At 48.5% G+C, this 3,002-nt stretch carries 21 tRNA genes and 1 rRNA gene; all 22 read left to right on the forward strand.

Annotation, left to right across the window (positions count from 1 at the left end):
* Positions 1 to 163: 163 nt before the first annotated feature.
* Positions 164 to 279 (forward strand): 5S ribosomal RNA (gene rrf / locus J7E37_RS20650).
* 10 nt (positions 280 to 289) lie between these two features.
* Positions 290 to 365: transfer RNA gene (locus tag J7E37_RS20655), tRNA-Val, on the forward strand.
* A 39-nt stretch (positions 366 to 404) separates the two neighbouring features.
* Positions 405 to 477, forward strand: a tRNA-Thr gene (locus J7E37_RS20660).
* Between the two features lie 10 nt (positions 478 to 487).
* Positions 488 to 563: transfer RNA gene (locus tag J7E37_RS20665), tRNA-Lys, on the forward strand.
* Positions 564 to 601: 38 nt separating this feature from the next.
* Positions 602 to 686 (forward strand) — tRNA-Leu (locus J7E37_RS20670).
* 37 nt (positions 687 to 723) lie between these two features.
* A tRNA-Gly gene (locus J7E37_RS20675) sits at positions 724 to 798 on the forward strand.
* 10 nt (positions 799 to 808) lie between these two features.
* A tRNA-Leu gene (locus J7E37_RS20680) sits at positions 809 to 897 on the forward strand.
* A gap of 24 nt (positions 898 to 921) precedes the next feature.
* Positions 922 to 998: transfer RNA gene (locus J7E37_RS20685), tRNA-Arg, on the forward strand.
* 18 nt (positions 999 to 1,016) lie between these two features.
* A tRNA-Pro gene (locus J7E37_RS20690) sits at positions 1,017 to 1,093 on the forward strand.
* A gap of 15 nt (positions 1,094 to 1,108) precedes the next feature.
* Positions 1,109 to 1,184: transfer RNA gene (locus J7E37_RS20695), tRNA-Ala, on the forward strand.
* A 22-nt stretch (positions 1,185 to 1,206) separates the two neighbouring features.
* Positions 1,207 to 1,283: transfer RNA gene (locus J7E37_RS20700), tRNA-Met, on the forward strand.
* Between the two features lie 39 nt (positions 1,284 to 1,322).
* A tRNA-Ile gene (locus J7E37_RS20705) sits at positions 1,323 to 1,399 on the forward strand.
* Positions 1,400 to 1,418: 19 nt separating this feature from the next.
* Positions 1,419 to 1,511, forward strand: a tRNA-Ser gene (locus tag J7E37_RS20710).
* 22 nt (positions 1,512 to 1,533) lie between these two features.
* Positions 1,534 to 1,607 (forward strand) — tRNA-Met (locus J7E37_RS20715).
* Between the two features lie 42 nt (positions 1,608 to 1,649).
* A tRNA-Asp gene (locus J7E37_RS20720) sits at positions 1,650 to 1,725 on the forward strand.
* A 147-nt stretch (positions 1,726 to 1,872) separates the two neighbouring features.
* A tRNA-Phe gene (locus J7E37_RS20725) sits at positions 1,873 to 1,945 on the forward strand.
* Between the two features lie 38 nt (positions 1,946 to 1,983).
* Positions 1,984 to 2,059, forward strand: a tRNA-His gene (locus J7E37_RS20730).
* A 6-nt stretch (positions 2,060 to 2,065) separates the two neighbouring features.
* A tRNA-Gly gene (locus J7E37_RS20735) sits at positions 2,066 to 2,139 on the forward strand.
* Positions 2,140 to 2,142: 3 nt separating this feature from the next.
* Positions 2,143 to 2,216, forward strand: a tRNA-Ile gene (locus J7E37_RS20740).
* A 13-nt stretch (positions 2,217 to 2,229) separates the two neighbouring features.
* Positions 2,230 to 2,304: transfer RNA gene (locus tag J7E37_RS20745), tRNA-Asn, on the forward strand.
* Positions 2,305 to 2,311: 7 nt separating this feature from the next.
* Positions 2,312 to 2,402: transfer RNA gene (locus J7E37_RS20750), tRNA-Ser, on the forward strand.
* Between the two features lie 3 nt (positions 2,403 to 2,405).
* Positions 2,406 to 2,477 (forward strand) — tRNA-Glu (locus tag J7E37_RS20755).
* Positions 2,478 to 3,002 lie beyond the last annotated feature (525 nt).

Here is a 3,002-nt window from a genome sequence, read left to right on the forward strand (position 1 = left end):
CGTTCGAGGACTTAACCAAATTGATTACTCGTTCTTCTTGAATTCTTCTTACAACATTATCTAGTTTTGAGGGAATAAAGATATTTTCAAAGTAAAATTCTTTTAAAATTTCTCTTGCAAAATAACTTAAAGCCAGTATAATAGATATTGTCTTTAAAAAATGTCTGGTGACGATGGCGAGAAGGTCACACCCGTTCCCATACCGAACACGGAAGTTAAGCTTCTCAGCGCCGATGGTAGTTGGGGGTTTCCCCCTGTGAGAGTAGGACGTCGCCGGGCAGTTTCAAATGGAGGATTAGCTCAGCTGGGAGAGCATCTGCCTTACAAGCAGAGGGTCGGCGGTTCGATCCCGTCATCCTCCACCATAAATTTTTCACATAGTAAAAGTAATCTACATTAACCATGCCGGTGTAGCTCAATTGGTAGAGCAACTGACTTGTAATCAGTAGGTTGGGGGTTCAAGTCCTCTTGCCGGCACCTTTTGTACGAGCCATTAGCTCAGTCGGTAGAGCATCTGACTTTTAATCAGAGGGTCGAAGGTTCGAGTCCTTCATGGCTCACCAAGTTTTTTTCACAACAGTGAAAATTCATTATCTAATATGCGGGTGTGGCGGAATTGGCAGACGCACCAGACTTAGGATCTGGCGCCGCAAGGCGTGGGGGTTCGACTCCCTTCACCCGCACCAAAGTTTTTTACGCCAGTAAAATAACTTTCTATATAATGCGGAAGTAGTTCAGTGGTAGAATACAACCTTGCCAAGGTTGGGGTCGCGGGTTCGAATCCCGTCTTCCGCTCCATAGTTCTTAAGCCGGGGTGGCGGAACTGGCAGACGCACAGGACTTAAAATCCTGCGGTAGGTGACTACCGTACCGGTTCGATTCCGGTCCTCGGCACCAAGCAAGCTAAAAATTTTATATTATGCGCCCGTAGCTCAATTGGATAGAGCGTCTGACTACGGATCAGAAGGTTATGGGTTCGACTCCTTTCGGGCGCGCCATTATTTTTTCTCATTTAACGGGGAGTAGCTCAGCTTGGTAGAGCACTTGGTTTGGGACCAAGGGGTCGCAGGTTCGAATCCTGTCTTCCCGACCATAATTTATATAACATGGGGCCTTAGCTCAGCTGGGAGAGCGCCTGCCTTGCACGCAGGAGGTCAGCGGTTCGATCCCGCTAGGCTCCACCATATAATCTTAACAAAATACTTTGGCGGTGTAGCTCAGCTGGCTAGAGCGTACGGTTCATACCCGTAAGGTCGGGGGTTCGATCCCCTCCGCCGCTACCAATTTTAATCTGGTTGAACCTATTCAATCTAGGATATCCTGGACCTTTAGCTCAGCTGGTTAGAGCAGACGGCTCATAACCGTCCGGTCGTAGGTTCGAGTCCTACAAGGTCCACCATTTTACTTGATGTTCATACGGAGGTATACCCAAGTCTGGCTGAAGGGATCGGTCTTGAAAACCGACAGGCGGGTAACACCGCGCGGGGGTTCGAATCCCTCTACCTCCTCCATTATCTTATTAAATATTATCGTCGCGGGGTGGAGCAGTCCGGTAGCTCGTCGGGCTCATAACCCGAAGGTCGCAGGTTCAAATCCTGCCCCCGCAATCAAATTAAGTTCTTTTCAAGTACTGCACTTGAAAAGATCCTGGTCCCGTGGTGTAGCGGTTAACATGCCTGCCTGTCACGCAGGAGATCGCCGGTTCGATCCCGGTCGGGACCGCCATTTTTATTTTAGTGGTTCAGTAGCTCAGTCGGTAGAGCAAGTTGCTCACATCATCGAATAAGCTTCTGCGGCAACTTGCGAGAAAGACCGAAGGTCATTCGAGCAAAGGACCTAAACCAGTAAAAGTTTAGGATGCAATATTATAGTGGCTCAGTAGCTCAGTCGGTAGAGCAAAGGACTGAAAATCCTTGTGTCGGCGGTTCGATTCCGTCCTGAGCCACCTTATTTAATTTCAATTAAAATTTAATTATAAATATGGCGATTGTGGCGAAGTGGTTAACGCACCTGATTGTGGTTCAGGCATTCGTGGGTTCGATTCCCATCAGTCGCCCCATTTTTTGCGGGTGTAGTTTAGTGGTAAAACCTCAGCCTTCCAAGCTGATGATGAGAGTTCGATTCTCTTCACCCGCTCCATAAGGGCCTATAGCTCAGCTGGTTAGAGCGCACGCCTGATAAGCGTGAGGTCGGTGGTTCGAGTCCACTTAGGCCCATTTTTTATATTATTCCGCAGTAGCTCAGTGGTAGAGCACTCGGCTGTTAACCGAGCGGTCGTAGGTTCGAATCCTACCTGCGGAGCCATTTTTATGGGGAAGTACTCAAGAGGCTGAAGAGGCGCCCCTGCTAAGGGTGTAGGTCGGGTAACCGGCGCGAGGGTTCAAATCCCTCCTTCTCCGCCATAAGGCCCCTTGGTCAAGCGGTTAAGACACCGCCCTTTCACGGCGGTAACACGGGTTCGAATCCCGTAGGGGTCATAAGGGAAGCGGTTAGCATTTATGCTAACGGCTTTTTTTTATTTTAGAATAAGAAAATGCACCTCTCCTATATCTAGCTAGTTTTCAAATAATAGACTAGTGGATATTCGCGTAATGTGTATGAGAATCAGATTATGATTAGATAAAAGTGAATATGGTTCCTTAAAACTTTTTGAAAGCGTACTACGCTCATTTAAGGAGTATGTGCCCGTCAAGCGTTAGGCTAACCGCGTTTCAATCCCCCAACGAGCGAAACCCCAGCATGAAAGGGAACGGAAACCGTATATCAATGCCCCAACGAGCGATAACGCAGCATGAAAGGGAACGGAAACCGCGTTTTAATCCCCCAACGAGCGAAACCCCAGCATGAAAGGGAACGGAAACCGTGGATCAATGCCCCAACGAGCGATAACGCAGCATGAAAGGGAACGGAAACGGCGTTTCAATCCCCCAACGAGCGATACCCCACCATGAAAGGAAAAGGAAACCGTGTATCAATGCCCCAACGAGCGCAACCCCAGCATG

Origin of the sequence: Bacillus sp. ISL-39, from assembly GCF_018613295.1 — a bacterium.
In the GTDB taxonomy this organism is placed as follows: Bacteria; Bacillota; Bacilli; order Bacillales; family Cytobacillaceae; genus Mesobacillus.